We start from the raw sequence: 25670 nt of genomic DNA, 5'->3' as shown, positions 1-25670 counted from the left end.
TGTGCCTCGCTTCACGGCCAGCGCAGCCTGGCGGCAGCGGCTACAGGGCTTTATTTGATGCAGTGCACCGCCTGCTTCTGGTTATCCACTAACACCCCACTCAACCCCTTCTGCGTGGTATCGAACAGCACCACGATGCCATCGATGCACTGTGCCACTTCATTGGCCGGGGTAACGGAGACTTTGTAGTCCTCGCCCGGAATGGTCTTGAGCATGGTGAAGTCGGTCAGCAGCAAGGCATCTTCGGCCTTGGCGAAATGCAGGTAGCCGTAATACCACAGGCACGCCACCGTACCGATGATGCTGCACACCCCGGTGATGATCAGCGGGATGGCGTTGCGTTCTTCACTCATGGGGTTTCTCGGGGTAATTGGGGATCTCGCCCAGCCGTCGCAGGCCGTTGAAGTGCTGCGGGTCTTCCAGGAAACGCATCATCACCGTGCGCCAGGTGGGGACGGCGAAGGTCTGCACGTGGCCACCACGGGTCAGTTGCAGCACCCGGGGCGGCGGGGCCTTTTTGTACAGTTCCAGGCCATTGGCCAGGGGCACTACCGCATCGTCCATGCTCTGGTAGAACAGCATGGGCGTACCCTTCAGGGCTTGGATGGAATAAAGGGCGCTGTCGCTGTCCGGCACCAGCCAGGACAACGGCACTTGCAGCGGCCAGGTCAGCCACGAGGTGCTCAGCGCAAAGCGCCCTACCCCGCGATAACTGGACGGCACGCCGTCGAACACCAGCGCCTGCAGCCGCTTGAGTTGCTGCGGGTGGTCGGCCAGGTAGTGGATACCCATGGCACCGCCCAGGCTCTGGCCCAGCAACACCAAGGGCTTGTTCTGTACGTCGGGTTGCTGGCCAAGCCAGGTGAAAGCGGCGTCGATGTCCTGATAGATCGCGGGCAGGCTCGGGCTGCCTTCGGACAGGCCATAGCCGCGGTAGTCGATCAACAGCACCTGATAGCCCTGCTCGGGCAGCCACCAGCTGCCACCCAGGTGCCAGGCCATGTTGCCGCCGTTGCCGTGCAAGTGCAGCACCGTGCCCTTGACCGGTACCCCGGGCTTGGCCGGCAGCCACCAGCCATGCAGGCGGGTGCCGTCGGCGGCGGTCAGGGTCACGTCGCGGTACACCAGTCCGGCCTTGTCGGGGGCAAAGGGCTGGCCCTTTTCCGGGTAGAACAGCAGGCCACTGCAACCGCTGAGCAGCGCCAGCAGCAGCAGGCCGCTACAGAATGTTCGAATAGTCCGCTTCAATGCGATCCAGGCTCAGGTGGTTGAGGAAGTTGGAGAAGCACATCCACGCCGACAGCGCGTTAAGGTCGCGGAACTGCTCGGGCAGGTACTTGGGCGGCGTCACCAGGCCCTCATCCACCAGCTGGCGCAGGGTACGCATGTCTTCCAGGGTGGTCTTGCCGCAGAACAGCAGCGGGATCTGCTCCAGCTTGCCCTTGCGCACCGCCAGCTGGATGTAGTTGTAGACCATGATGAAGCCCTTCAGGTACGACAGGTCCTTGGTGAAGGGCAACCCCGTGGGCGTGGAGCCACGGAACACGCGGCTGGCATTGCCGTAGCTTTCCGGCATGCCGAAGCCCTGCTCGCGGAAGAAATCGAACACCTGCAAAAAGTCCGCGCCCTCCTCCACCATGTGAATGGCGCGGGTGCGGTTGGTGAGCTTGCGCAGGCGGCTGGGGTAGGAGGCGAAGGCGATCACTTCCATGAGGATGGCCAGGCCTTCCTGGGTCACTGTCGAGGAGGGTGGGCCCTTGGACAGGAAGGTGCAGATCGGCTGGTTCAGACCGTTGAGCGTGGTGCCGACGTGGACCAGGCCTTCATGCACTTCCAGGGCGCGCACGTCACGCTCGTTGAACAGGGCGTCGCTGCGGATCTTGATGTAGTCGGCGCCAGCCGCAGCGTCGGCGACGATGCCGTCGGACTCGAACACGCGGATGGTTTCCTCGGCCTCGCCAAAGGTACGGTTCAGGCGGCTTTGCAGCATGCCCACAGCGTCCTTGGCGGTGAGGGTCTTGGGCTCGTCCTTGAGGTCGCCGCGGCCGTCGATGTTGTTCAGGTAGTCCGACAGCATCAGGCCCAGGTCGGCCAGGGTCGGGTCACCGGCATGGAAGGCGTCGGAGGCGGCGCCGTACAGCTCTTGGGAAATCAGCCCGAAATCCTCGGTGCCGCGCGCTTCGAGCATGCGCACCACCATGCGGTATTCCTTGCACATGCGCCGCATGATCTGGCCCACCGGGTTGAACTGGCCCAGCTGGCGAGTGATGTCGCGCTCGATGTTCTGGAACTCCAGTTTCACGGCGCTGGAGTCGAATTGCAGCGGCCGGCTCTGGTAGTAGGCGCGGTCCACGGCCGGCATGGCCTTGCCCTTGGCCTTGAGGAAGTCCTGGCGGATGCTGTCATCCCACTTCACCGCATCAAGCACGCGGATGGGCGCCTGGGCCAATACGATGCGATCGGACAGGCCGCGAATCGTCTGCTGATACTCGTCCACCGGCGACTCCTTGCTATAACTGCGATTTTTTTGACGGGGCCCGCGTGTAGCGGGCAATTTCCACGAAGATGTCCGAATTGGCCGGATCGTCCAGGTAGGCGAACACCTGGCTCAGGTCACTGTCCACACGTACGCCCTGCCCTTGCGGCGTGTCCAGGGCGGCGCCCTTGAGCGCCTGCTGGGCGATGGCCTGTTGCACCCGGTCAACGTCGAGGTTGTAGACCACCAGGGCGCCATCGTCGGTCAACTCGAAGCCCACCAACGCATACTGCCCGCCGTATTCGGCCGGCAGGCGCGCCGAGGCGTACCAGCGGCTGCCATGGCCGGCCACGGTAAAGCCTACCTCATCACGGGGCTGGCCGGCGGGCGTGCTGATGGCCAGGTAGTGATCGGCGCCCTGGCGCTTGATGGTCAGGGCCAGATGCTGGCCCCAGGCGTCCTTGCTCACCCAGCGGCCCACCAGCGCGGCGGGTGCGGCCTGGGTGGCCGGCAGCGGGTCATTGAAGCTGACCAGGCAACCGCCCAGCAGCAACGACGACACAGCGATGAGCAGCAGGCGCCAGGCGTTCATCCACACTCCTTGGGCAGTCGGGCGTCCGTGGTTCAGGCCGAGGCCAGCACCAGATGCATGTAGCGGGTGAGGATAGCCAGCATTTCCTCATCGGGCATGGGCGCCTCAGTGTTGAGCAGGCCCTGATACTCCATGCGGCCGATGATGGCCGTCAACACCTTGGCATCCTGCTGCGGCTCGCGCGAGCCCAGTACTTCGAGCAATTGGCAGGTGCCCTGCAGCAGAATCTGCTGGTGCGAGGTCACCAGTTCGGCCAGGCGTGGGCTGAGCAGCGCTTCCTGGCGGAAGGCCTGTTCGGCCATCAGGTAATCGCGGCGGGTCAGCAGTTGCCGGTGCACGTACTCGGCGGTCATGCGGGCGATGTCGTCGGCCAGCTGGGCACGGGCGGCGGGACTGCCGTCGTTGCGCGCCATCACGCCGCGCAGCATCTCCTCGGTACTGGCCCACAGCTTGGCCATGTAGGCGGCGCTGCGCTCCACGTACTGGGCGAAGGTGTCGGTCAGCAGATCTTCGATGTCCTTGAAATAGTAGGTGGTGGCCGACAGCGGCACGCCGGCTTGCGCCGCCACTGCCCGGTGCCGAACCCCGCGTACGCCGTCGCGTATGACAATGCGCATGGCCGCGTCGAGAATCTCCTGACGACGCTGTTCACTTCCCTGGCGGCTAGCCTTGCGGCCCTGATACTGAACACTTTCCGCCACTGCTGTCGCTACACCGGCAGCACCTTGTTGAGCCATTGCAGGAGTCACTACCCTAATCCTCTTGAATAAAACCGATCCGTCGGTGAACTGTTCGTAGCAGCTGCCGAAGGCGGCGTCTGGCGCACGCGGTGCATCAGGTGCACCGCAGCGCCTGCAACGCGACCTGGCGGCCGCTGCTACAAAGGGTGGCGCAATCCCTGTAGCAGCTGCCGAAGGCTGCGTCCGGCAGCACCACCAGTGTAAAGCCAGGACGCAGCCTTCGGCAGCTGCTACAGGATATTCGTGCATAAAAAAGCCGCCCCGGGGGGCGGCTCGTTCAGCTGACTCAGGCCTGCGGACGCATGTGCGGGAACAGGATCACGTCGCGGATGGACGGGGAGTTGGTCAGCAGCATCACCAGGCGGTCGATGCCGATGCCTTCACCGGCCGTTGGCGGCATGCCGTACTCCAGCGCGCGCACGAAGTCGGCGTCGTAGTGCATGGCTTCGTCGTCGCCAGCGTCCTTGTCGGCCACCTGGGCCATGAAGCGCTCGGCCTGGTCTTCCGCGTCGTTCAACTCGGAGTAGGCGTTGGCAATTTCACGGCCGCCGATGAACAGCTCGAAGCGGTCGGTGACGTTCGGGTTGTCGTCGTTGCGACGGGCCAGCGGCGACACTTCGAACGGGTACTGGGTAATGAAGTGCGGCTGCTCCAGCTTGTGCTCGACCAGTTCTTCGAAAATCATTACCTGCAGTTTGCCCAGGCCTTCGAAACCCAGCACCTTGGCGCCGGCTTTCTTGGCGATTTCACGGGCCTTGTCGATGTCGGTCAGGTCGGCTGCGGTCAGTTCCGGGTTGTACTTGAGGATCGAGTCGAATACCGACAGGCGCACGAACGGTTCGCCGAAGTGGAACACCTTGTCGCCGTACGGCACGTCGGTGCTGCCCAGCACCAGCTGCGCCAGTTCGCGGAACAGTTCTTCGGTCAGGTCCATGTTGTCTTCATAGTCAGCATGGGCCTGGTAGAACTCGAGCATGGTGAACTCGGGGTTGTGCCGGGTGGAGACGCCTTCGTTACGGAAGTTGCGGTTGATCTCGAAGACCTTTTCGAAACCACCCACCACCAGACGCTTGAGGTACAGCTCCGGCGCGATACGCAGGAACATCGGCAGGTCCAGGGCGTTGTGGTGGGTCTCGAACGGCTTGGCCGCCGCGCCTCCAGGGATGGTCTGCAGCATCGGCGTTTCCACTTCCAGGAAGTCACGCTTCATCAGGAAGCTGCGGATGTGGGCGATGACTTGCGAACGCACGCGGAAGGTGTCGCGCACTTCTTCGTTGACGATCAGGTCAACGTAGCGCTGGCGGTAGCGCTGTTCGGTGTCGGTCAGGCCGTGGTGCTTGTCCGGCAGCGGGCGCAGCGACTTGGTCAGCAGGCGCACGTTGGTCATTTCCACGTACAGGTCGCCCTTGCCCGAACGGGCCAGGGTGCCTTCGGCTGCGATGATGTCGCCCATGTCCCAGGTTTTCACCGAGGCCAGGGTTTCTTCGGGCAGGGTCTTGCGGTTGACGTAGACCTGGATGCGACCGGTCATGTCCTGGATCACCATGAACGAGCCACGGTTGAGCATGATGCGACCGGCCACCTTGACCGGGATGGCCAGGGCTTCGAGCTCTTCCTTGGTCTTGTCGACGTACTGCTTCTGCAGGTCGCCTGCATAGCTGTCACGGCGGAAGTCGTTGGGGAAGGCCTGGCCCTTGGCACGCTCGGCAGCAAGCTTTTCCTTGCGCAGGGCGATCAGGGAGTTTTCTTCCTGTTGCAGGGCTTGCGGGTCGAGTTGTTGGTCGCTCATGTCTTGAAAATTTCCATCACGGGGTTGTTGCCCCCGCCTTGCGGCGGGGATCGCGGGCAGGGTCGCCCCAGCGCGGGGCGCCTGCCTTACAGGCCTTGCTTGAGGCTGGCCACCAGGTATTCGTCGATATCGCCGTCCAGTACCTTGTCGCAGTCGCTGCGCTCGATGCTGGTACGCAGGTCCTTGATACGCGAGGCGTCCAGCACGTAGGAGCGAATCTGGTGCCCCCAGCCGATGTCCGACTTGCTGTCTTCCATGGCCTGGGACGCGGCGTTGCGCTTCTGCACTTCCTGCTCGTAAAGGCGCGCCCGCAGCATTTTCATGGCGGTGTCCTTGTTCGCGTGCTGGGAACGTTCGTTCTGGCAGCTGACCACGGTGTTGGTCGGCACGTGGGTGATACGTACCGCGGAGTCCGTGGTGTTTACGTGCTGACCACCGGCGCCCGAGGAGCGGTAGGTGTCGATGCGCAGGTCCGACGGGTTGATGTCGATTTCGATGTTGTCATCGATTTCCGGCGACACGAACACGGCCGAGAACGAGGTGTGGCGACGGTTGCCGGAGTCGAACGGGCTCTTGCGCACCAGGCGGTGCACGCCGATCTCGGTGCGCAGCCAGCCAAAGGCGTACTCGCCCTTGATGTGCAGGGTAGCGCCCTTGATACCGGCCACTTCACCGGCCGACAGCTCCATGATGGTGGTGTCGAAGCCGCGCTTGTCGGCCCAGCGCAGGTACATGCGCAGCAGGATGTTGGCCCAGTCCTGGGCTTCGGTACCGCCGGAGCCGGCCTGGATGTCCAGGTAGGCGTTGTTGGCGTCCATCTCGCCGCGGAACATGCGACGGAATTCGAGCTTCTCCAGCGACTCGCGCAGGCGATCGACTTCCTCGGTCACGTCGGCGACGGCGCCTTCGTCTTCTTCCTCGGCGGCCATCAACAGCAGGTCCTTGGCATCGGCCAAGCCCGCGTTCATTTCATCCAGGGTGTCGACGATCTGGGCCAGCAGCGCGCGCTCGCGGCCCAGGTTCTGAGCGTACTCAGGGTTATTCCAGACTGCCGGATCTTCAAGCTCGCGGTTGACCTCGGTCAGACGCTCATGCTTTTGATCGTAGTCAAAGATACCCCCGAATGGTTTCGGAGCGCTCGGACAGGTCCTTGATGGTGTTCAGGATCGGGTTGATTTCCATGGCGGGCAGCACTCGTACGTAACTGGTCAAAAGCCGGAGAGTATAGCGTACTCGTGGGCAGGAGGCAGCCCGCTGGGCGGCAAACTTGCGAGATGGGCCCGGAGACACGACACCTGTGGGACCGGGCGAAGCTCGGGAAGGCATCGACGCGGTTCCCTGAACAGATCGCGTCGGCCGCTTCCCGAGCTTCGCTCGGTCCCACAAGGGGGGGGATAGGCGCTTAGTCGCTGATGCCTACCTGATTACGGCCATTGTGCTTGGCCTGGTACAGCCCCTTGTCCGCGGCCGAGATCAGCTGGCGGCAGTGCGAGCCCGCCTGGGGGATCTGGGTGGACAGGCCGATGCTGACGGTCAGGTGCGAGCCTTCGCTGGGCGCAATGTGCGGGATTTTCAGCCCGGCGATGGTCTGCCGCAGTTTTTCCGCCACCAGACGTGCACCGCCTGGCGAGGTGTTGGGCAGCACCAGGGAGAATTCCTCGCCGCCGTAGCGCGCCGGCAGGTCGGTGGAGCGGCTGCAGCTGTCGCGGATGGCGTCGGCCACGCGGCGCAGGGCTTCGTCGCCGTCCAGGTGGCCGAAGCTGTCGTTGAACGACTTGAAGTAGTCGACGTCGATCATCAGCAGCGACAGCTGGGTCTGGTCACGCAAGGCGCGACGCCATTCCAGCTCCAGGTATTCGTCGAAGTGGCGGCGGTTGGACAGGCCCGTCAGGCCGTCCGAGTTCATCAGCCGTTGCAGCACCAGGTTGGTGTCCAGCAACTGCTGCTGGCTGACGCGCAGGGCCCGGTAGGCTTCGTCGCGTTGCAGCAGGGTCTGGTAGGAGCGCGAGTGGTAGCGGATGCGCGCCACCAGCTCAATGGTGTCCGGCAGTTTGACCAGGTAGTCGTTGGCCCCGGCGGCAAAGGCGGCGCTCTTGACCAGCGGGTCTTCCTTGGTGGACAGCACGATGATCGGGATGTCCTTGGTGGCCGGGTGGTTGCGGTAGTCGCGCACCAGCGTCAGGCCGTCCAGGCCGGGCATCACCAGGTCCTGGAGGATGACCGTGGGCTTGAGCCGGATGGCCTGCTCGATGGCCTGGTGCGGGTCGGCGCAGAAGTGGAAATCGATGTTGGTCTCGTTGGCCAGGCCACGCCGCACCGCTTCGCCGATCATGGCCTGGTCGTCGACGAGCAGCACCATGGCCTTGTTCTCGTCGGTAGCCTTGAACTCTTCGATCTGCAAATCAATCATGCGTTATCCACCTGATCACTGCCTTTACGCCGGCACGGCATGTTGCTGGGGTCATGGCTGAAAAATTTCCGTCAGTCTGGGAGCAATCCGCTCCAGTGGGCGGATTTCCACCGCCGCATCAATGGCCGCCGCTGCCTTGGGCATGCCATACACCGCACTGCTCTGCTGGTCCTGGGCAATGGTCAGGAACTGTTGCTGGCGCAGCAACTTGAGGCCCTGGGCGCCATCGCGGCCCATGCCGGTCAGCAGCACACCCACCGCATCACCGCGCCAGAAACGCGCAACGCTTTCAAAGAACACATCAATGGACGGCCGATAGATTTCGTTCACTGGCTCCTCCGTGTAGGCCAGTGTTCCGTCGCTCAACAGACGGAGGTGGTGGTTGGTGCCGGCCAGCAATACTACGCCAGGTTGCGGCGGTTCGCCCTCGCGGGCCAGGCGCACGTCTAGGCCGCTGGCCCCGGCCAGCCAGTCGGCCATGCCCGCGGCGAACACCTGGTCCACGTGCTGCACCAGCACAATGGCGGCGGGAAAGTTTTTCGGCAAGCCCTTGAGCAAAATTTCCAGTGCAGCCGGCCCGCCCGCCGAAGAGCCGATGGCCACCAGGGCATGCCGCTGCGCACCGGTACGCAGGGGTGTTGGCACCGCCTTGACGGTGCTGCCGCGCTGGCCGATCAACCAGCCGATGTTGAGGATTTTGCGCAGCAGCGGCGCGGCCGCCTCACGCGGGTTGCCGGCGCCCACGGCCGGCGTGTCGACCACGTCCAGGGCACCATGGCCCATGGCTTCGAACACCCGGTGCATGTTCTGTTGGCGGTCCACAGTGACAATGACGATGGCGCACGGGGTGGCGGCCATGATCTGCCGCGTGGCTTCCACGCCATCCATCACCGGCATGATCAGGTCCATCAGGATCAGGTCTGGCAACTGCTCGGCGCACTTGGCCACGGCCTCGGCGCCATTGCCAGCTACCCAGATGATCTGATGCGCAGGCTCGAAAGCCACTGCCCGGCGCAGGGCTTCGACCGCCATGGGCATGTCGTTGACGATTGCGATCTTCATCCCTGGGCACTCCCGATCAACTCGACCACGGCGTCCAGCAAGGCATCGTCGTGGAAACTGGCTTTAGCCAGATAGTAGTCGGCCCCGGCATCCAGACCACGCCGTCGATCCTCTTCACGGTCCTTGTAGGACACCACCATCACCGGCAGCGATTGCAGACGGCTGTCGCGGCGCACCAGGGTCACCAGTTCGATGCCGTCCATGCGCGGCATGTCGATGTCGGTGATCAGCAGATCGAAATCCTCGCTGCGCAGGGCGTTCCAGCCGTCCATGCCGTCCACCGCCACGGCCACTTCGTAACCGCGATGGCTGAGCAGTTTGCGTTGCAGTTCACGCACCGTCAGCGAGTCATCCACCACCAGCACGCGCTTGCGCGCCTGTTCGGTGCCCACACGGGCCCGACGATCGATGCGTTCCAGACGACCAGTGGTCAGCAGCTTCTCCACCGAGCGCAGCATGTCTTCGACATCGACGATCAGCACCACCGAACCGTCGTCCAGCAAGGCACCGGCCGAAATGTCCTGGACCTTGCCCAGCCGCGCATCCAGCGGCAGCACCACCAGGGTGCGCTCACCGATGAAGCGCTCTACCGCCACACCGTAAATGGCGTCGCGCTCGCGGATCACCACCACCCGCAACGATTCCTCGCTGGCCTGCCCGGCAGGGCGTTGCAGCAACTGGCTGGCAGCGACCAGGCCTACGTGGCGGCCCTCGTACCAGAAGTGCTGGCGACCCTCCAGCTGGACGATGTCCTCGGCCGGCAGGTCCAGGGTGTGCTCGATGTGCGCCAGCGGGAAGGCATAGGCTTCCTCGCCCACTTCTACCACCAGGCTGCGCACCACCGACAGCGTCAGCGGCACTTCGATATGGAAGCAACTGCCCTGCCCCGCCACCTGCGTCAGCTCAACCGAGCCGCGCAACTCGCGCATCATGTGGTGCACGGCGTCCAGGCCGACGCCGCGGCCCGACACTTCGGTAACCTTGTCGCGCAGGCTGAAGCCGGGCAGGAACAGGAAGGTCAGCAATTCTTCTTCGCTGAGCTGGGCAGCGGTTTCGGCCGGCGACAATTGGCGTTCGACGATACTGCGACGCAGCCGTTCCAGATCAACGCCACCGCCGTCGTCGCTCAGTTCCACCACCAGCAATCCGGCCTGGTGCGAGGCACGCAGCAACACCCGGCCTTCGGCTGGCTTGCCGGCCAGCAGGCGCTGTTCCGGGCTCTCGATGCCGTGGTCAACCGCGTTGCGCAACAGGTGCGTCAACGGCGCTTCGAGCTTTTCCAGCACGTCGCGGTCGACCTGGGTTTTCTCGCCTTCAATGTCCAGGCGCACCTGCTTGCCCAGCGAGCGCCCCAGGTCGCGCACCATCCGCCCCTGGCCGCCCAGCACGTCGGCAAACGGCCGCATGCGGCACGCCAGGGCGGTGTCGTACAGCAACTGGGCGCGCTGGCTGGCCTGCCAGCCGAACTCGTCCAGCTCGCTGGTCTGGTGCACCAGCATGTGTTGGGTTTCGGCCAGCAGCCCCTGGACCAAGGCCAGGGCTTCATGCACTTCTTCGGTCTGGGTGGTGGCCTGCAGGTGTTCCTTCAGGCCGTCGAGCGCGCGCTGGCTCTGGCCCTGCATGCGCTTGAGGCGCTGCATGGTGGCCAGGTAGGGCTTGAGGCGCTGGGTTTCGACCAGGGACTTGCTCGACAGATCCAGCAGGCTGTTCAAGCGTTCGGCAGTGACCCGCAGCACGCGTTCGCCGCCTTCGAGCGGGGCCTTGGCTTTACGCCGTTCGGGCGTAGCCGTGGGCTCCGCGGCGGTTTCCGGTTCAGGCGCAGGCGGCGCAATGGGCTGCGGCGCAGGCGTGGGCGTTGAAACGCGCGGCGGCGGCACGGCGGAAGGGTCCAGCAGCGCGGTCATGCGCACCGAGTAGGTGGCGATGTCCTCGGTGGTGGGCGCGCCCTCGGGCGTGGCGATGCGCATCAGCAGGTCGGTGCCGTGCAACAGCGCGTCAATGTGCTCGGGGGTCAGCAGCAGCCGACCTTCCTGGGCACTGACCAGGCAGTCTTCCATCACGTGGGCCACGCTGACGCCAGCGTCCACGCCGACAATCCGCGCGGCGCCCTTGAGCGAGTGCGCCGCGCGCATGCAGGCTTCCAGGTGCTCGGCGTGGGTGGGGTTGCGTTCAAGCTCCAGCAGGCCGGTACTGAGCACTTGCGTCTGAGCTTCGGCCTCGAGGGCAAAGAGTTCAAGCAGGGAGGCGTCGCGCATCTGATCCGGGGTCATGTGAGGCTCCGGGCAACGGCTTCCAGCAATTTGCTTTCGTCCAGCACCCTGACACTGCGGCCTTTGAAGGGCAGCACGGCATCGGTGAAACGGTTACCGGCCTGGCCCACGGCGGGCGATGCACCTTCCAGCTGGGCGAGTTCGATGCGGTGGATACCGTCCACCTCTTCCACCGGCACCACCACCGAGCCACCGGCGGCGGCCAGGATCAACATGCGGGGCATGACCCGAGCCGAAGTGGCCGGGCTGACACTGGTGTCCACCCCCAGCAATTCGGCCAGTGACAGGCACGGCACCAGGGCACCACGCACGTTGGCCACGCCCTGCAGCGCGCGCGCGCGCTGATGCGGCAGCGAATGCACGGGCTGCACCGGGGCAATTTCGACCAGGCAGCGGGTGGCCAGGGCCAGCCACTCTTCGGCCAGGCGGAACACCACCAGCGAGCGGGAGGCCACCTGGCCCCGTTCTTCCACGACTTCGCCACGCACCGCTTCGCGCTTGAGCGCATAGCGGTCCAGCAGGCGCACGGCGGCGGCCGCGTACACCTGGCAATTACGGCAATGAATATGGTCGGCCAGCAACGGGCATGACTTGTCGCCATGAATCCCGATCCGGTTCCAGCAATCGTCAATCGCTTCGCCATCCCCCTGGATGACGTCAAGCGAGGCCAGGCCAATCATCGTTTACGCTCACTGTCAGCGGTTCGGTCACTGCGCGCGGCGCGCTCCTGCAGGCGCCTTGCCCCCACGCTGTCGCCCTGGGCGGCCAGCAGCATGGCCAGATGGGCCAGTGCTTCGGAGTGCTGCGGTTGCAGGTACAGCGCCTTGCGGTAAAAATCCTGGGCCTTGCGGGCATCGCCACCGACATCGTTGAGCAAACCGAGCCAGTAGAACGCCTGCGCATGGGGCCCATGGTGCTTGAGGTAAGCCTCGCAGGCCTGCATGGCCTCCTGGCTCTTGCCCTCGTTGGCCAGGCTGGCGATTTGCTCGAGAGTTACCTGTACCGCTTTTTCGGCCGCAACCGGCGCCACTTGAGGCAGCGGCGGCATTACCCGCGAGCGTGGCGTCGGTGCCGGAGGCGGCGGTGGTGTCGGCCGGGCCACAGGCGCTGGACGCACCACGGGCTCGGGCGCAGGGGTATCGTCGCGCACGAAGGCAAATGACTGGGGGATGCCCAGCGGCCGCATGCCCAGGCGCGCCAGCAGGCTGCCCTCGGCCGGGCCGATGAACAGCGCGCCTTCCTTGTCGTTGAACCCCTTGAGCACCTCAAATACGCGCTGTTGGGTTTCCAGGTCGAAGTAAATCAGCAGGTTGCGGCAAAACACAAAATCGTAAGGTGCCTCGCCTTTGAGCAACGCCGGATCCAGCACGTTGCCCACTTGCAGACGCACTTGCTGGCGCACCCGCTCGCTCAGGCGATAACCGTCGTCCACCGCCTCGAAATGCCGCTCGCGAAAGGTCAGGTCGGCACCACGGAACGAGTTGCGCCCGTATACGCCACGTTGGCCCTTGGCCACGGACAGCGGACTGATGTCGACGCCGTCGACGCTGAACATCGCGGGGCAGATGCCGGCGTCCAGCAGGGCCATGGCGATGGAATAGGGTTCTTCACCCGTGGAGCATGGCAGGCTGAGAATACGCAGTGCCCGCTTGCCCTTGAGTTCCGCCAGGCGCGTCTGCGCCAGCCTGGCCAGGGCGACGAAGGTCTCGGGGTAACGCAGAAACCAGGTTTCGGGGACGATCACCGCTTCGATCAAGGCCTGCTGCTCGGCACTGCTGCTCAGCAGCAACCCCCAGTAAAGGTCCGCATCGCCCGCACCGCTGGCGGCGCAGCGTTGAGTGACCGCGCGCTCGATCAGCGCCGGCCCCACCGACGCCACATCCAGGCCGATGCGGTCACGCAGAAACTTGAAGAAGCGCGGGTCGCTGTCCATCAGTCATCCCCATCCTTGAGGCTGTCGGCCAGTTGCGGGGCGAACAGCAGTTCGCGCACCCGGTCGTCGAGCAGGTCCTGCACGCCCACCCATTGCATCAGGCCCCGTTCGTCCTCGCGCACCGGCCCCAGGTAGGGGGTATTGCGATTGGACAATTCACTGGGCTGGAAATCCCGGGGGTCGCAACGCAACGTCTGAGTGGCATGTTCCAGGATCAGACCCAGGCGCAGGTTGGTGCGCGTCGGGTCTGCGCGGTAGTGCACCAGCACCAGGCGCGTGCTGGTGCGCTGCGCGGCGGGGGTGCCGAACATCAGTTGGCCGACGTCGATCACCGGCACGACACGCCCACGGTGGGCAAAAATGCCCGCCACCCAGGCGGGCGACTGCGGCACCGGCTTGAGCGGCACCCACGGCAGCACTTCACCGATGTCGGTGGCGGCCAGGGCGAAACGCTCGGTGCCCACCTGGAACACCAGGAACAGCTTCCCCTGCGCGGCAGGAGCGGCCCGGGCTGGCCGCAGCAGCTCGCTCATCAGACTTTGAAACGCGATACGCCGCCACGCAGGCCGGTGGCCACCTGGCTGAGCTCGTCGATGGCAAAACTGGCCTGGCGCAACGACTCCACGGTCTGGCTGCTGGCATCACTGAGTTGCGACAGCGCGTGGTTGATCTGCTCGGCGCCGGTGGCCTGGGCCTGCATGCCTTCATTGACCATCAGTACGCGCGGCGCCAGGGCCTGCACCTGCTGAATGATCTGCGACAGCTGGTCGCCCACCTGCGTCACCTCGAACATGCCGCGGCGCACTTCCTCGGAAAACTTGTCCATGCCCATCACGCCCGCCGATACGGCGGACTGGATCTCGCGCACCATCTGCTCGATATCATAGGTGGCCACGGCGGTTTGGTCGGCCAAGCGGCGCACTTCGGTGGCCACCACGGCGAAACCGCGGCCGTACTCGCCGGCCTTCTCGGCCTCGATGGCGGCGTTGAGCGACAGCAGGTTGGTCTGGTCGGCCACCTTGACGATGGTCACCACCACCTGGTTGATGTTGCCGGCCTTCTCGTTGAGGATCGCCAGCTTGGCGTTGACCAGGTCGGCGGCGCCCATCACCTGGTGCATGGTGTCTTCCATGCGCGACAGGCCCTGCTGGCCGGAACCGGCGAGCATGCTGGCCGCGTCGGCGGCCGAGGTGACCTCGGTCATGGTGCGTACCAGGTCACGGGAGGTGGCGGCGATTTCGCGGGAAGTGGCGCCGATCTCGGTGGTGGTGGCGGCGGTTTCGGTGGCGGTAGCCTGCTGCTGCTTGGAGGTGGCGGCAATCTCGGTGACCGAGGTGGTCACCTGCACCGACGAACGCTGGGCCTGGGACACCAGGGCGGTCAGCTCGGTCATCATGTCGTTGAAGCCGGTCTCGACCATGCCGAACTCATCACGGCGCGCCAGGTTCAGGCGCGTGCTGAGGTCACCCGTGCGCATGGTTTCCAGGATGCTGACGATCTTCTGCATCGGCTGCATGATGGTGCGCAGCAACAGCAACCCGCATACACCCGCGGCGATGATGGCCAGCAGCAGCGCAATGCCCATGGTCAGCTTGGCATCGCTGACGGCCTGGGAGCTGGCCTGGGAGGCGTGTTCCGCTGCATCCCGGTTGCGTTCGATCAGGGTATTGAGCTGCTTGCGACCAGCGATCCAGGCCGGGGTGAGTTGATCGTTGAGCAGGTCCTGCGCCTGGCTGAAGTGTTTCTGGTGGTAGGCGTCCAGCACCTTGGCCAGTGTCTGCGAATACTCGTTGCTCAGGCGCGCGAATTCGCCGAAGGCAGCCTTGTCTTCGTCGTCGAACACGGTTTTCTGGTAGTTGGCCATCTGCTCGGCGAGGCGGCTGGCGAAGGCCTTGTATTGTTCTTCGTCGGCGGTGACGAATTCGCGCTGAAAGCTCAGCCCCACCAGTTGCTGGGTGTAGACATAACTGTCGACCCAGGCGCTGCGGATCATCGAGCTGTAATAGACGCCCGGGACGCTGTCGTTACGCACCGTTTGCTGGGCATCGTCGATGGCTTTCAGGCGCGTGTAGGATGCGACCACCATCAACAGCATGATGGCAATAATCACGGCGAAACTCGCCAGAATCCGTTGGCGCAAGGTCCAGTTCTTCACAGTCTTCCCTCGAGAGTGCTACAGCTACCGGCAAATTGGCCGAGTATAGCCTAGGGATAACCCTGCTGACTGTGTCGTTTTTGCCTACTTTCTGCGCTCTTTCCGACACGAAGGCCCTTGATGCGACCTCACGAAGGGGGCACACCGCGCGGGCCATGACGCCGCCTTCGGCAGCTGCTACAGGACCGCGTCGTCTGTATCGCGGCCAAGGCCGGCTCCTACCACGGTCGGTGTAGGAGCCGACTTTAGTCGCGATGCAGGCGACGCGGTGTCAAGACAGTTGCTGCTATAGGTACAGCTCATAATCCCCAAATCAGAAACAATCATTTCAAAAAAAGGCCAATTGTTCCTTGCAGGATCAGCGGCCAGAATGGCTCCACTTTTCCAGCCCTCAAGGAACGACCATGCGCCCCCTCCACTCCTCTGTCGCGCCGGCCCTCAGTTTCAATGGCGGCTTCGTCGACACCGTCGGCTTCCTGGCCCTGCAAGGCCTGTTCACCGCCCATGTCACCGGCAACTTCGTGACCTTGGGCGTGAGTATCGTGCATGGCACCTCGGGGGCCATCGCCAAGCTGCTGGCGCTGCCGGTATTTGTGCTGGTGGTGGGCCTGGCACACCTGTCCGCCGCAGCGTTGCACCGCCGCAACCTGGCGTCGCTGCACTTGCTGATGGTGGCGCATACCCTGCTGCTGGGGCTGTTCCTGGCGCTGGCCGTGTGGCTGGGGCCCTTCACCGACGGCGACAGCATGGCCGCACTGATCACCGGCATGACCGGGGTGGCGGCCATGGCCATTCAGAATGCGCTGTCGCGCCAGCACCTCAAGGCCGCGCCACCGACCACGCTGATGACTGGCAACGTCACCCAGGCGGCTATCGATATTTTCTCGTTGATGGCCGTGCGCGACCCGGCCGAGCGTGAAGCGGCGAAGACCCGCCTGGGGCCGATCGGCCGCAACCTGCTGGGCTTTACCCTGGGCTGCGTCAGCTCCGCCCTGCTGTACCTGGCCGTGGGGCTGTGGTGCCTGGTGGTGGCCGTGGCGGTAGCGGCCTGGACCTGCGTGATGACCTACGAAGGCAAGGGCGAACTGGCCAAGGCCTGACCCCAGGCGCAGCGCAGGCAATCGCGCCCGGCATCCTTGGCGGTGTACAGGGCGCGATCGGCCTCGGCAATCAAGGCATCGGCGCCGGTGTGCGGCGCCATTGCCGCGGCTATCCCCAGGCTGACGGTTACCCGTGCGCCGTCGCCCAGCACCGGATGCGGTATGGCCAGCGCGGCCACCGCAGCGCGCAAGGCTTCACCCAGCGCACGGGCCTGCTGCGCATCGGCATCCACCCGCAACACCAGCACTTCCTCGCCGCCAAAGCGGAACGCCAGGGCACCTCGAGCCTGCGCGGCGTCCTGCACAGCCCGGCTGACCTGTGTCAGGCAGGTATCGCCTTGCAAGTGCCCATAGTTGTCGTTGTAGGCCTTGAAGTGGTCGATATCCAGCAGGATCACCGCCACGCCCGTCGGCGCTTGCACGGCCTTCTCCCACACGGCAGCCATGACTTCGCCCTGGTAACGACGGTTATATAGCTGGGTCAAGGCATCGGTACGGGCGATCTGCAATAACTGCAAACGCAACAGGCGGCCGCGCAGGGCGAACAGGTAACTCAAGCGGCTGCCGCGCTCCTGGAAGTAGGAGGCCATCAACAGCAGCGCAACCGTCGAGACGAACAGCAGCGCGTTGGCCTGCCAGATCCTGAAGTCGGCAAAGTCAGCCAGGTAGGTGGTCACCAACTGGATCGCCAGCATGCACAGCATGGCCACCGAGGCAAAACGGGTGGGCAACTGCTGAATCATGGTGCAGTAGACCATGATCAGCAGCATGCCCAACTGGTAGTGCAGCCGGTAGGGGCTGTGGCTGTAGATCATCACCACCAGGGGGATCAGCGACGACACCACCGTGCCGGTCGCCGCTGCCGCTTCAACGGCCCAGCGGCGGGTGAGGCGCTGGCCCAGCACCAGCAGGGCGATGAACAGTGGCGTGACCAGCAATAGGCGGCCGGCGGCCACGTAGGCGAACAGGTCGTTGAGGGTCAGCCAGTCGCTGAGCAGGAACAGGTTGTAGACCACGGCGCCGCCGATGCCCACGGCGGTGATGAACTGCAGGCGCTGCTTGACGGTGTCGGTTTGGTAGCGGCGCTCCAGGGCATCGCTGAAGCGCAGGGTACGGACACCGGACGCAATGGCCCGCTCGATCTCGACCAGGGTGTGTGCATCATCGGGGGTCGGGCGTTCAAGGTCTGAATCGGGCATTCGGCACCGGGTGGGATCGGGGGACAACGGGGTATCGGCCGCGACAGGCAAAAACTGCTGCCGCTGGTCCGACTCACGCCGCGCCCGAGTACCTTAGACCACACGCCAACATATGCCCACCCGAGGTAACGCTGACAACCCCGAACGCCCCTGTCGCCGCTGCCGTCAGGCTGCGCTGGGCAGTGTGAACCCTTGAGATTTACTGTGAGGCCCAGGGCCAGCGCAGCCTGCGGCAGCGGCTACCTGACGCCCACCTACGCAGCTGACTTTGCCTGACGCTCCAGTTCGGCTTTGAGGGCGGCATCCAGGCTCAACTGGCGCGCCAGTTCATCCAGGTAGGTACGTTCCATGAACTGCGCTTCGTCGACCATCATCACGCTGGCCAAATACATTTCGGCGGCCATCTCCGGCGTACCGGCCGCGCGGGCCACGTCCACCGGGTCCAGCGGTTTGTTCAGTTCCGCGTGCAGCCATTGCTGCAATTGCGGGTCGGCAGTGAGCTGCTGAAATTGCCCTTCGATCAGTTCGCGTTCGCGAGCATCCACATGGCCGTCGGCCTTGGCCGCAGCGATCAGCGCCTTGAGCACGGCCTGGCTGTGCTGTTCGGCCTGGGCCGCAGGCAAGCGGTCGAGGGTTTGCGCCGGCTCACGCGGGGCGGTGTGCTGCTGGGCCTGCCAGTTGCTCCAGGCCTTGTAGGCCAGCACGCCGACGGCGGCGATGCCGCCATAGGTCAGCGCCTGGCCGCCGATCTTGCGGGCTTTCTTGTTGCCCAGCAAAAGGCCCATGGCGCCAGCGGCCAACGCCCCGCCGCCTGCGCCGGAGAGCAGGCTGCCCAAGGCGCCGGTGGCGGGCGATGAAGGCGCTGAGCCCTTGCCTTGCAACAGGTCGGTACCGGATTTGAGCAACTGGTCGAGCAGGCCGCGGGTGTTCATGGGGAATCTCCCGGAAGTAGAAGCGAAGACCTCGAGCTTAAGACGAAGGTGGACAGGCCGCCCGTGGGGATTTGCTTCCGAATGTTGCGTGAACATCCCCAAGGCAGCCTTCGAAAAAAAAGATATACACTCCCACCTTTCGCCACTTCGCGTACCTGTAGCCGCTGCCGTCAGGCTGCGCTGGACCTGTGCCCCGCTGAAGTTCTTCGGTGTGTTGGTGGGTCAGCGCAGCCTGGCGGCAGGCTACGGTGCGACTTGCCTTGAGTGCCGCGCCATGATGACCCTGCGCCAGATCCGCCATTTCATCGCCGTGGCCGAGACCGGTTCGATCTCGGCCGCCGCCCAGGCGGTGTTCATCTCACAGTCCACCCTGACCCTGGCCATCCAGCAACTGGAACAGGAGATCGGCGTCAGCCTGTTCAACCGCCACGCCAAAGGCATGACCCTGACCCACCAAGGCCACCAGTTTCTGCGCCAGGCACACCTGATCCTGGCCACCGTCGACAACGCCAAGCGCAGCCTGCAGCAGAGCACCGACCAGGTAGCCGGGCAACTGATCATCGGCGTGACCAGCCTGGTGGCCGGCTATTACCTGGCCGACCTGCTGACCCGTTTCCAGCGCGCATACCCCAATGTCGAACTGCGGGTGATGGAGGACGAGCGGCCCTACATCGAACACCTGCTGGTGAGCGGTGAGATCGACGTGGGGGTGCTGATCGTCTCCCACCTTGAGGACCGTCATGCCCTGCAGACCGAGGTGCTGACCCACTCACCCCATCGCCTGTGGCTGCCCGCTCAGCACCCGCTGCTGGAACACGACAGCATCACCCTGGCCGACGTGGCCCGCGAACCGCTGATTCAGCTCAACGTCGACGAAATGGACCGCAATGCCCAGCGCATCTGGACCAGCGCCAGCCTGACCCCGCGCATCAGCCTGCGCACGGCGTCAACCGAGGCGGTGCGTAGCCTGGTGGCGGCAGGCCTGGGGGTGTCGATCCAGCCGGACATGACCTATCGCCCCTGGTCACTGGAAGGCGACATCATCGAGGCGCGCCCTTTGGCCGACCTGACCCGCACCCTTGACGTAGGCCTGGCCTGGCGCCGAGGTACGGCACGCCCGGCACTGGTTGATCCGTTCCTGACCGTGGCCCGCGAACAACCCCACGCTGGACGCAGGCTATCGATTTAATCGAATGCTGCATTCAGTATTTAGAATTTGTAGCCCGCTCGCCCGCGCACTAGTCTCTACCCACCGAGACAATCCGTGCCCGGGCGGCCCCCAAGGAGCCAGCCCGTGAGCCCAAAAGAAAAGAGACCTCGCAAGATGGCCGGCACCTCCCCCACCCCGCTGTGCACCGCACTGCTGATCGACGGCGAACTCGTCGCCGGCCAGGGGCTGGTGGAGCCGATCATCAACCCGGCCACGGCTGAGGTCCTGACCCATATTGCCGAAGCCAGCAGCGAACAGGTCGAAGCCGCCATCATGGCTGCGCATCGGGCCTTCGCCGGCTGGTCGCGGACCACGCCGCAACAGCGCGCCAACCTGCTGCTGGAGATCGCCGACGCGGTGGCCCGCCAGGCTGACCAGTTGGCGCGGCTGGAAGCGCTGAACTGCGGCAAGCCGCTGCACCTGGCGCGCCAGGATGACCTCAACGCCACCGTCGACGTGTTCCGCTTCTTTGCCGGCGCCGTGCGCTGCCAGACCGGCCAGTTGGCCGGGGAGTACGTGCCTGGCTATACCAGCATGGTGCGCCGCGACCCGATCGGCGTGGTGGCCTCCATCGCGCCCTGGAATTACCCGATCATGATGGCGGCGTGGAAGATCGCCCCGGCGCTGGCCGCTGGCAACACCCTGGTGTTCAAGCCGTCCGAACACACGCCGCTGTCGATTCTGGCCCTGGCCCCGGCGCTGGCGCAGATCCTGCCACGTGGCGTGCTGAACATCGTCTGTGGCGGCGGCGAAGGGGTGGGCAGCCACCTGGTCAGCCACGCCAAGGTGCGCATGGTGTCGCTGACCGGCGATATCGTCACCGGGCAAAAGATCCTTCAAGCGGCCTCGCGCACGGTCAAACGCACCCACCTGGAACTGGGCGGCAAGGCACCGGTGATCGTCTGCGATGACGCCGACCTGCAAGCCGTGGTCGACGGTGTGCGCACCTACGGTTACTACAACGCCGGGCAAGACTGCACGGCCGCCTGCCGCATCTACGCCCAGGCCGGCATTCACGACCGATTGGTGGCCGAACTGGGCGCCGCCGTCGGCAAGCTGCGCTTTGCCAGCAAGCGCGACGCCGACAATGAACTGGGGCCGCTGATCAGCTCGCGCCAACGCGACCGCGTGGCCAGCTTCGTCGAACGCGCCCTCAGCCAGCCGCACATCGAACGCATCACCGGCGCCGCCGTGCACTCGGGGCCCGGCTTCTTCTACCAGCCGACGCTGCTGGCCGGCTGTCGGCAGAACGACGAGATCGTGCAGCGCGAAGTGTTCGGCCCAGTGGTCACCGTTACCCGCTTCGACGAACTGAGCCAGGCAGTGGACTGGGCCAACGACTCCGAATACGGCCTGGCCTCTTCAGTGTGGACGCAGAACCTGGACAAGGCCCTGCAAGTGGCGGCGCGCCTGCAATACGGCTGCACCTGGATCAACAGCCATTTCATCCTGACCAGCGAGATGCCCCACGGCGGCCTGAAGCGCTCGGGCTATGGCAAGGACCTGTCCAGCGATTCACTGCACGACTACAGCGTGGTGCGCCACATCATGGCCCGGCACGGGGAGCATCTCTGACCACAAACGCGCCACGGTCACTATTCTAATAATCAGCCTCGACGAAGGCCCGCAGCACCTGTTCGTACTACTGCCCCGACCATAATTAAAGAAGAGGGATACCATGCACGCGCACAAGACCGCACTGCTCAGCGCCTTGACCACCGCCCTGCTGGCCAGCGCCAGCCTGCAGGCCGCCGAACCGCTGAAGGCGGTGGGTGCCGGTGAGGGGCAATTGGATATTGTTGCCTGGCCGGGTTACATCGAACGGGGCGAAAGCGACAAGAACTACGACTGGGTAACCGGCTTCGAGAAAGAGACCGGCTGCAAGGTCAACGTCAAGACCGCCGCCACCTCCGACGAGATGGTCAGCCTGATGGCCAAGGGCGGCTACGACCTGGTCACCGCCTCGGGCGACGCCTCGCTGCGGCTGATCGCCGGCAAGCGCGTGCAGCCGATCAATACCGCGCTGATCCCCAACTGGAAGAACATCGACCCGCGCCTGAAGGATGGCCCCTGGTATGTGGTCGACAAGCAGACCTACGGCACCCCGTACCAGTGGGGCCCCAACGTGCTGCTGTACAACACCAACGTGTTCAAGACCCCGCCCACCAGCTGGAGCGTGGTGTTCGACGGCCAGAACCTGCCCGACGGCAAGCCCAACAAGGGCCGCGTGCAGGCCTACGACGGCCCGATCTACATCGCCGACGCGGCGCTGTACCTCAAAAGCACCAAACCCGAGTTGGGCATCCAGAACCCTTACGAGCTGAACGAAACCCAGTACAAGGCCGTGCTCGACCTGCTGCGCGCCCAGCACGCGCTGGTGCACCGCTACTGGCATGACGCGACCGTGCAGATGAGCGACGTGAAGAACGAAGGCGTGGTGGCTTCCAGCTCCTGGGGCTACATGGTCAATGGCCTGAAAGCCGACAACCAGCCCGTGGCCTCGACCATTCCCAAGGAAGGCGCCACCGGCTGGGCCGACACCACCATGCTGCACGCCGAGGCGGCGCACCCCAACTGCGCCTACAAGTGGATGGACTGGTCGCTGCAACCCAAGGTGCAGGGTGACGTGGCCGCCTGGTTCGGCTCGCTGCCGGCGGTACCGGCGGCGTGCACCAGCAGCGAACTGCTCGGCGCCGAGGGCTGCAAGACCAACGGCATCGACCAGTTCGACAAGATCGCCTTCTGGAAAACCCCGCAGGCTGAGGGCGGCAAGTTTGTGCCGTACAGCCGCTGGACCCAGGATTACATCGCGATCATGGGCGGCCGCTAACGCCTACCTTACTTGCGCGTCGTTCCTGACGCGGCCTGGCGGCCGCTGCTACGGGACCGTGTCGTCTGCATCGCGACCAAGGTCGGCTCCTACGCCCGCGATGCGGACGACGCGGTCCTGTAGCAGCTGCCGCAGGCTGCGTCCGCGGCACGCGCGGTCTATGCATCTGGTATTTCGGAGTAGCGCATCATGACGCTTGCAGTCCAGTTCACCCAGGTTTCCCGCGTGTTCGGCGAGGTGAAGGCGGTTGACCGGGTTTCCATCGATATCCAGGACGGCGAGTTTTTCTCCATGCTCGGCCCCTCCGGCTCGGGCAAAACCACCTGCCTGCGCCTGATCGCAGGGTTCGAGCAGCCCAGCGCCGGCTCGATTCGCATTCATGGCGCGGAGGCCGCGGGGCTGCCGCCCTACCAGCGCGACGTCAACACGGTGTTCCAAGATTACGCCCTGTTCCCGCACATGAATGTGCTGGACAACGTGGCTTACGGCCTGAAGGTCAAGGGCGTGGGCAAGCAAGAGCGCCGCCAGCGCGCCGAGGAAGCCCTGGCCATGGTCGCCCTGGGCGGCTACGGCCAGCGCAAGCCGGTGCAATTATCCGGCGGCCAGCGCCAGCGCGTGGCCCTGGCCCGCGCCCTGGTCAACCGCCCGCGGGTGCTGTTGCTCGACGAGCCGCTGGGCGCCCTGGACCTGAAGCTGCGCGAGCAGATGCAAAGCGAGCTGAAAAAGCTGCAACGCCAGCTGGGCATCACCTTCATTTTCGTCACCCACGACCAGACCGAAGCGCTGTCCATGTCCGACCGCGTGGCCGTGTTCAACAAAGGCCGCATCGAACAGGTCGACACCCCGCGCAACCTGTACATGAAACCGGCCACCACTTTTGTCGCCGAGTTCGTCGGCACCTCCAACGTGCTGCGTGGCGAGGCCGCGCGGCAGTTGAGCGGCAGCGACCTGCCCTTCTCCATCCGCCCCGAGCATATCCGCTTCGGCGAGGCGGCCACCGTGCATGAGATCCAGGTCAGCGGCCTGCTGCACGACATTCAGTACCAGGGCAGCTCGACCCGCTACGAACTCAAGCTGGACAGCGGCCAGGTGATCGCCATCAGCCAGGCCAACAATCAGTGGCAGGAACCGAGCATCGTCTTGCAACCCGGCCAGCGCCTGAACGCGCGCTGGGCCCGCGAAGCCATGACCGCCCTGCGCGACACCGAGGGCCTGTGACATGAGCCTGGCCCTGGACAAACCCGCGCCGCTGGCGGACTACTCGCCCCTGCGGCGGCTGTGGACGCTGCTGTACCGCAAGCCCAACCTGTACCTGTCGCTACTGCTGGTGCCGCCGCTGCTGTGGTTCGGCGCCATCTACCTTGGGTCGTTGCTGAACCTGCTGTGGCAAGGTTTCTACACCTTCGACGACTTCAGCATGACGGTCACGCCTGACCTGACCCTGGCCAACTTCGCCGCGCTGTTCAACCCGGCCAACTTCGACATCATCCAGCGCACCCTGGCGATGGCCGTCGCGGTGTCGCTGGCCAGTGCCCTGGTGGCCTTCCCCATCGCTTACTACATGGCGCGCTACACCACGGGCAAGACCAAGGCGTTTTTCTACATCGCGGTGATGATGCCCATGTGGGCCAGCTACATCGTCAAGGCCTACGCCTGGACCCTGCTGCTGGCCAAGGGCGGCGTGGCCCAGTGGTTTGTCCAGCACCTGGGGCTGGCGCCCGTGCTGCAAGTGATCCTGAGCATTCCAAGCGTTGGCGGCAGCACCCTGTCCACCTCGCACCTGGGGCGCTTTTTGGTGTTTGTGTACATCTGGTTGCCGTTCATGATCCTGCCGATCCAGGCCTCGCTGGAACGCCTGCCGCCGTCGCTGCTGCAAGCCTCGGCCGACCTGGGCGCCAAGCCCCGCCAGACGTTCACGCAGGTGATTCTGCCACTCTCTGTGCCGGGCATCGCTGCCGGCTCCATCTTCACCTTCTCGCTGACCCTGGGCGACTTCATCGTGCCGCAGTTGATCGGCCCGCCTGGGTACTTCATCGGCAGCATGGTCTACGCCCAGCAGGGCGCCATCGGCAACATGCCCATGGCTGCGGCCTTCACCCTGGTGCCCATCGTGCTGATCGCGGTGTACCTGTCCATCGTCAAACGCCTGGGGGCCTTCGATGCGCTCTGATAAACCATCCATCGGCCTGCGCATCGCGGCCTGGGGCGGGCTGGTGTTTTTGCACTTCCCGATCCTGATCATCTTCCTGTACGCCTTCAACACCGAAGACGCGGCCTTCAGCTTTCCACCCCAGGGCTTCACCCTGAAGTGGTTCAGCGTCGCCTTCGCCCGCAGCGACGTGGTGGAGTCGATCAAGCTGTCTTTGCAGGTGGCGTGCGTGGCCACGCTGATCGCCATTGTGCTCGGCACCCTGGCCTCGGCGGCGCTGTACCGGCGCGACTTCTTCGGCAAGGAAGGCATCTCGCTGATGTTGATCCTGCCCATCGCCCTGCCCGGCATCATCACCGGCATCGCGCTGCTGTCGGCGTTCAAGACCTTGGGTATCGAGCCGGGCCTGATGACCATCGTCATCGGCCACGCCACCTTCTGCGTGGTGATCGTCTACAACAACGTCATCGCCCGCCTGCGGCGTACCTCCCACAGCCTGATCGAGGCGTCCATGGACCTGGGCGCCGACGGCTGGCAGACCTTCCGCTACATCATCCTGCCCAACCTGGGCTCGGCGTTGCTGGCGGGCGGCATGCTGGCGTTCGCGCTGTCGTTCGACGAAATCATTGTCACCACCTTCGCCGCCGGCCACGAGCGCACCCTGCCGATCTGGTTGCTCAACCAGCTCAGCCGCCCGCGCGACGTGCCGGTGACCAACGTGGTCGCCATGCTGGTGATGCTGGTGACCATGCTGCCGATCCTGGGCGCCTACTACCTGACACGCGGCGGCGAAAGCGTGGCCGGCAGTGGCGGCAAATAACAC

At 64.8% G+C, this 25670-nt stretch carries 23 protein-coding genes; 7 read left to right on the top strand and 16 right to left on the bottom strand.

Features of this window, described 5'->3' with window-relative positions:
• Positions 1-50: 50 nt before the first annotated feature.
• From ACZ9GA_RS02920 to ACZ9GA_RS02855, 14 genes are all read right to left on the bottom strand, one after another.
• Positions 51-353, bottom strand: coding sequence for a PA3694 family proteiin (locus ACZ9GA_RS02920; RefSeq protein WP_457357212.1), 303 nt, complete (start codon positions 351-353; stop codon positions 51-53).
• The gene (locus ACZ9GA_RS02915; RefSeq protein WP_457357214.1) at positions 346-1248 is read right to left on the bottom strand and encodes an alpha/beta hydrolase; all 903 of its coding nucleotides are present in this window, start codon (positions 1246-1248) and stop codon (positions 346-348) included. Before ACZ9GA_RS02915 ends, ACZ9GA_RS02920 begins: the two co-directional genes overlap by 8 nt.
• Positions 1220-2497: a flavohemoglobin expression-modulating QEGLA motif protein gene (locus tag ACZ9GA_RS02910; protein ID WP_457357216.1), complete on the bottom strand. Its 1278-nt coding sequence runs from the start codon at positions 2495-2497 to the stop codon at positions 1220-1222. The genes ACZ9GA_RS02915 and ACZ9GA_RS02910 overlap by 29 nt, the downstream gene beginning before the upstream one ends.
• 13 nt (positions 2498-2510) lie before the next feature.
• The gene (locus ACZ9GA_RS02905; RefSeq protein WP_457357218.1) at positions 2511-3068 is read right to left on the bottom strand and encodes a hypothetical protein; all 558 of its coding nucleotides are present in this window, start codon (positions 3066-3068) and stop codon (positions 2511-2513) included.
• A gap of 32 nt (positions 3069-3100) precedes the next feature.
• Complete coding sequence (locus tag ACZ9GA_RS02900) at positions 3101-3805, bottom strand: TetR/AcrR family transcriptional regulator (protein WP_457357220.1); 705 nt, start codon at positions 3803-3805, stop codon at positions 3101-3103.
• Positions 3806-4094: 289 nt separating this feature from the next.
• Entirely contained in the window at positions 4095-5597 is a 1503-nt protein-coding gene (gene lysS / locus ACZ9GA_RS02895) for a lysine--tRNA ligase (RefSeq protein WP_457357222.1), read from the bottom strand.
• Positions 5598-5683: 86 nt separating this feature from the next.
• Positions 5684-6779, bottom strand: a protein-coding gene (prfB, locus tag ACZ9GA_RS02890) for a peptide chain release factor 2 (protein WP_476226234.1) whose coding sequence is annotated in 2 segments (ribosomal slippage) — positions 5684-6706 and positions 6708-6779 — 1095 coding nt in all. Because the reading frame shifts where the segments join, the coding sequence is not laid out codon by codon here.
• Positions 6780-6999: 220 nt separating this feature from the next.
• Positions 7000-8007: a diguanylate cyclase gene (locus ACZ9GA_RS02885; protein ID WP_457357224.1), complete on the bottom strand. Its 1008-nt coding sequence runs from the start codon at positions 8005-8007 to the stop codon at positions 7000-7002.
• Positions 8008-8058: 51 nt separating this feature from the next.
• Positions 8059-9069, bottom strand: coding sequence for a chemotaxis response regulator protein-glutamate methylesterase (gene cheB / locus ACZ9GA_RS02880; protein ID WP_457357226.1), 1011 nt, complete (start codon positions 9067-9069; stop codon positions 8059-8061).
• Complete coding sequence (locus ACZ9GA_RS02875; RefSeq protein ID WP_457357228.1) at positions 9066-11339, bottom strand: hybrid sensor histidine kinase/response regulator; 2274 nt, start codon at positions 11337-11339, stop codon at positions 9066-9068. Before ACZ9GA_RS02875 ends, cheB begins: the two co-directional genes overlap by 4 nt.
• Positions 11336-12019 carry a chemotaxis protein CheW gene (locus ACZ9GA_RS02870; RefSeq protein ID WP_457357230.1) on the bottom strand — a complete coding sequence of 228 codons (684 nt, stop codon included), beginning with the start codon at positions 12017-12019 and terminating at the stop codon, positions 11336-11338. The genes ACZ9GA_RS02875 and ACZ9GA_RS02870 overlap by 4 nt, the downstream gene beginning before the upstream one ends.
• Positions 12016-13272 carry a CheR family methyltransferase gene (locus ACZ9GA_RS02865; RefSeq protein ID WP_457357231.1) on the bottom strand — a complete coding sequence of 419 codons (1257 nt, stop codon included), beginning with the start codon at positions 13270-13272 and terminating at the stop codon, positions 12016-12018. The genes ACZ9GA_RS02870 and ACZ9GA_RS02865 overlap by 4 nt, the downstream gene beginning before the upstream one ends.
• Positions 13272-13805 (bottom strand): chemotaxis protein CheW, encoded by a 534-nt coding sequence (locus ACZ9GA_RS02860; protein ID WP_457357233.1) that lies wholly within the window; start codon positions 13803-13805, stop codon positions 13272-13274. The genes ACZ9GA_RS02865 and ACZ9GA_RS02860 overlap by 1 nt, the downstream gene beginning before the upstream one ends.
• Entirely contained in the window at positions 13805-15427 is a 1623-nt protein-coding gene (locus ACZ9GA_RS02855) for a methyl-accepting chemotaxis protein (protein ID WP_457357235.1), read from the bottom strand. The genes ACZ9GA_RS02860 and ACZ9GA_RS02855 overlap by 1 nt, the downstream gene beginning before the upstream one ends.
• A 404-nt stretch (positions 15428-15831) precedes the next feature.
• Between ACZ9GA_RS02855 and ACZ9GA_RS02850 the strand changes: the two genes are divergently transcribed.
• Entirely contained in the window at positions 15832-16527 is a 696-nt protein-coding gene (locus ACZ9GA_RS02850; protein ID WP_457357237.1) for a YoaK family protein, read from the top strand.
• On the opposite strand, the gene ACZ9GA_RS02845 is transcribed toward ACZ9GA_RS02850, so the two are convergent.
• Together ACZ9GA_RS02845 and ACZ9GA_RS02840 are read right to left on the bottom strand one after the other, a co-directional pair.
• Positions 16494-17726 carry a GGDEF domain-containing protein gene (locus tag ACZ9GA_RS02845; protein WP_457357239.1) on the bottom strand — a complete coding sequence of 411 codons (1233 nt, stop codon included), beginning with the start codon at positions 17724-17726 and terminating at the stop codon, positions 16494-16496. The two genes, ACZ9GA_RS02850 and ACZ9GA_RS02845, sit on opposite strands and share 34 nt — an antisense overlap.
• Positions 17727-17980: 254 nt before the next feature.
• The gene (locus tag ACZ9GA_RS02840) at positions 17981-18658 is read right to left on the bottom strand and encodes a tellurite resistance TerB family protein (RefSeq protein ID WP_457357241.1); all 678 of its coding nucleotides are present in this window, start codon (positions 18656-18658) and stop codon (positions 17981-17983) included.
• Positions 18659-18932: 274 nt separating this feature from the next.
• On the opposite strand from ACZ9GA_RS02840, the gene ACZ9GA_RS02835 reads away from it, so the two are divergent.
• The 6 genes from ACZ9GA_RS02835 (at position 18933) to ACZ9GA_RS02810 (ending at position 25667) form a co-directional block, all read left to right on the top strand.
• Positions 18933-19847 carry a LysR family transcriptional regulator gene (locus ACZ9GA_RS02835; protein WP_457357243.1) on the top strand — a complete coding sequence of 305 codons (915 nt, stop codon included), beginning with the start codon at positions 18933-18935 and terminating at the stop codon, positions 19845-19847.
• A gap of 135 nt (positions 19848-19982) precedes the next feature.
• Positions 19983-21443 (top strand): gamma-aminobutyraldehyde dehydrogenase, encoded by a 1461-nt coding sequence (locus ACZ9GA_RS02830; RefSeq protein ID WP_457363592.1) that lies wholly within the window; start codon positions 19983-19985, stop codon positions 21441-21443.
• A 103-nt stretch (positions 21444-21546) separates the two neighbouring features.
• Positions 21547-22698: a putative ABC transporter substrate-binding protein YdcS gene (gene ydcS / locus ACZ9GA_RS02825; protein WP_457357245.1), complete on the top strand. Its 1152-nt coding sequence runs from the start codon at positions 21547-21549 to the stop codon at positions 22696-22698.
• A gap of 189 nt (positions 22699-22887) precedes the next feature.
• On the top strand, positions 22888-23916 hold the full coding sequence (locus ACZ9GA_RS02820; protein WP_457357247.1) for an ABC transporter ATP-binding protein: 1029 nt from the start codon (positions 22888-22890) through the stop codon (positions 23914-23916).
• Position 23917: 1 nt separating this feature from the next.
• Entirely contained in the window at positions 23918-24868 is a 951-nt protein-coding gene (locus ACZ9GA_RS02815) for an ABC transporter permease (RefSeq protein ID WP_457357249.1), read from the top strand.
• Positions 24858-25667 (top strand): ABC transporter permease, encoded by an 810-nt coding sequence (locus tag ACZ9GA_RS02810; protein ID WP_457357251.1) that lies wholly within the window; start codon positions 24858-24860, stop codon positions 25665-25667. Before ACZ9GA_RS02815 ends, ACZ9GA_RS02810 begins: the two co-directional genes overlap by 11 nt.
• The last annotated feature ends 3 nt before the right edge of the window (positions 25668-25670 follow it).

The sequence above is a fragment of the Pseudomonas sp. TE3644 genome (assembly GCF_056278815.1).
The sequence above is the reverse complement of the archived record's forward strand: the minus strand, read 5'-3'. Positions and strand labels throughout refer to the sequence as shown.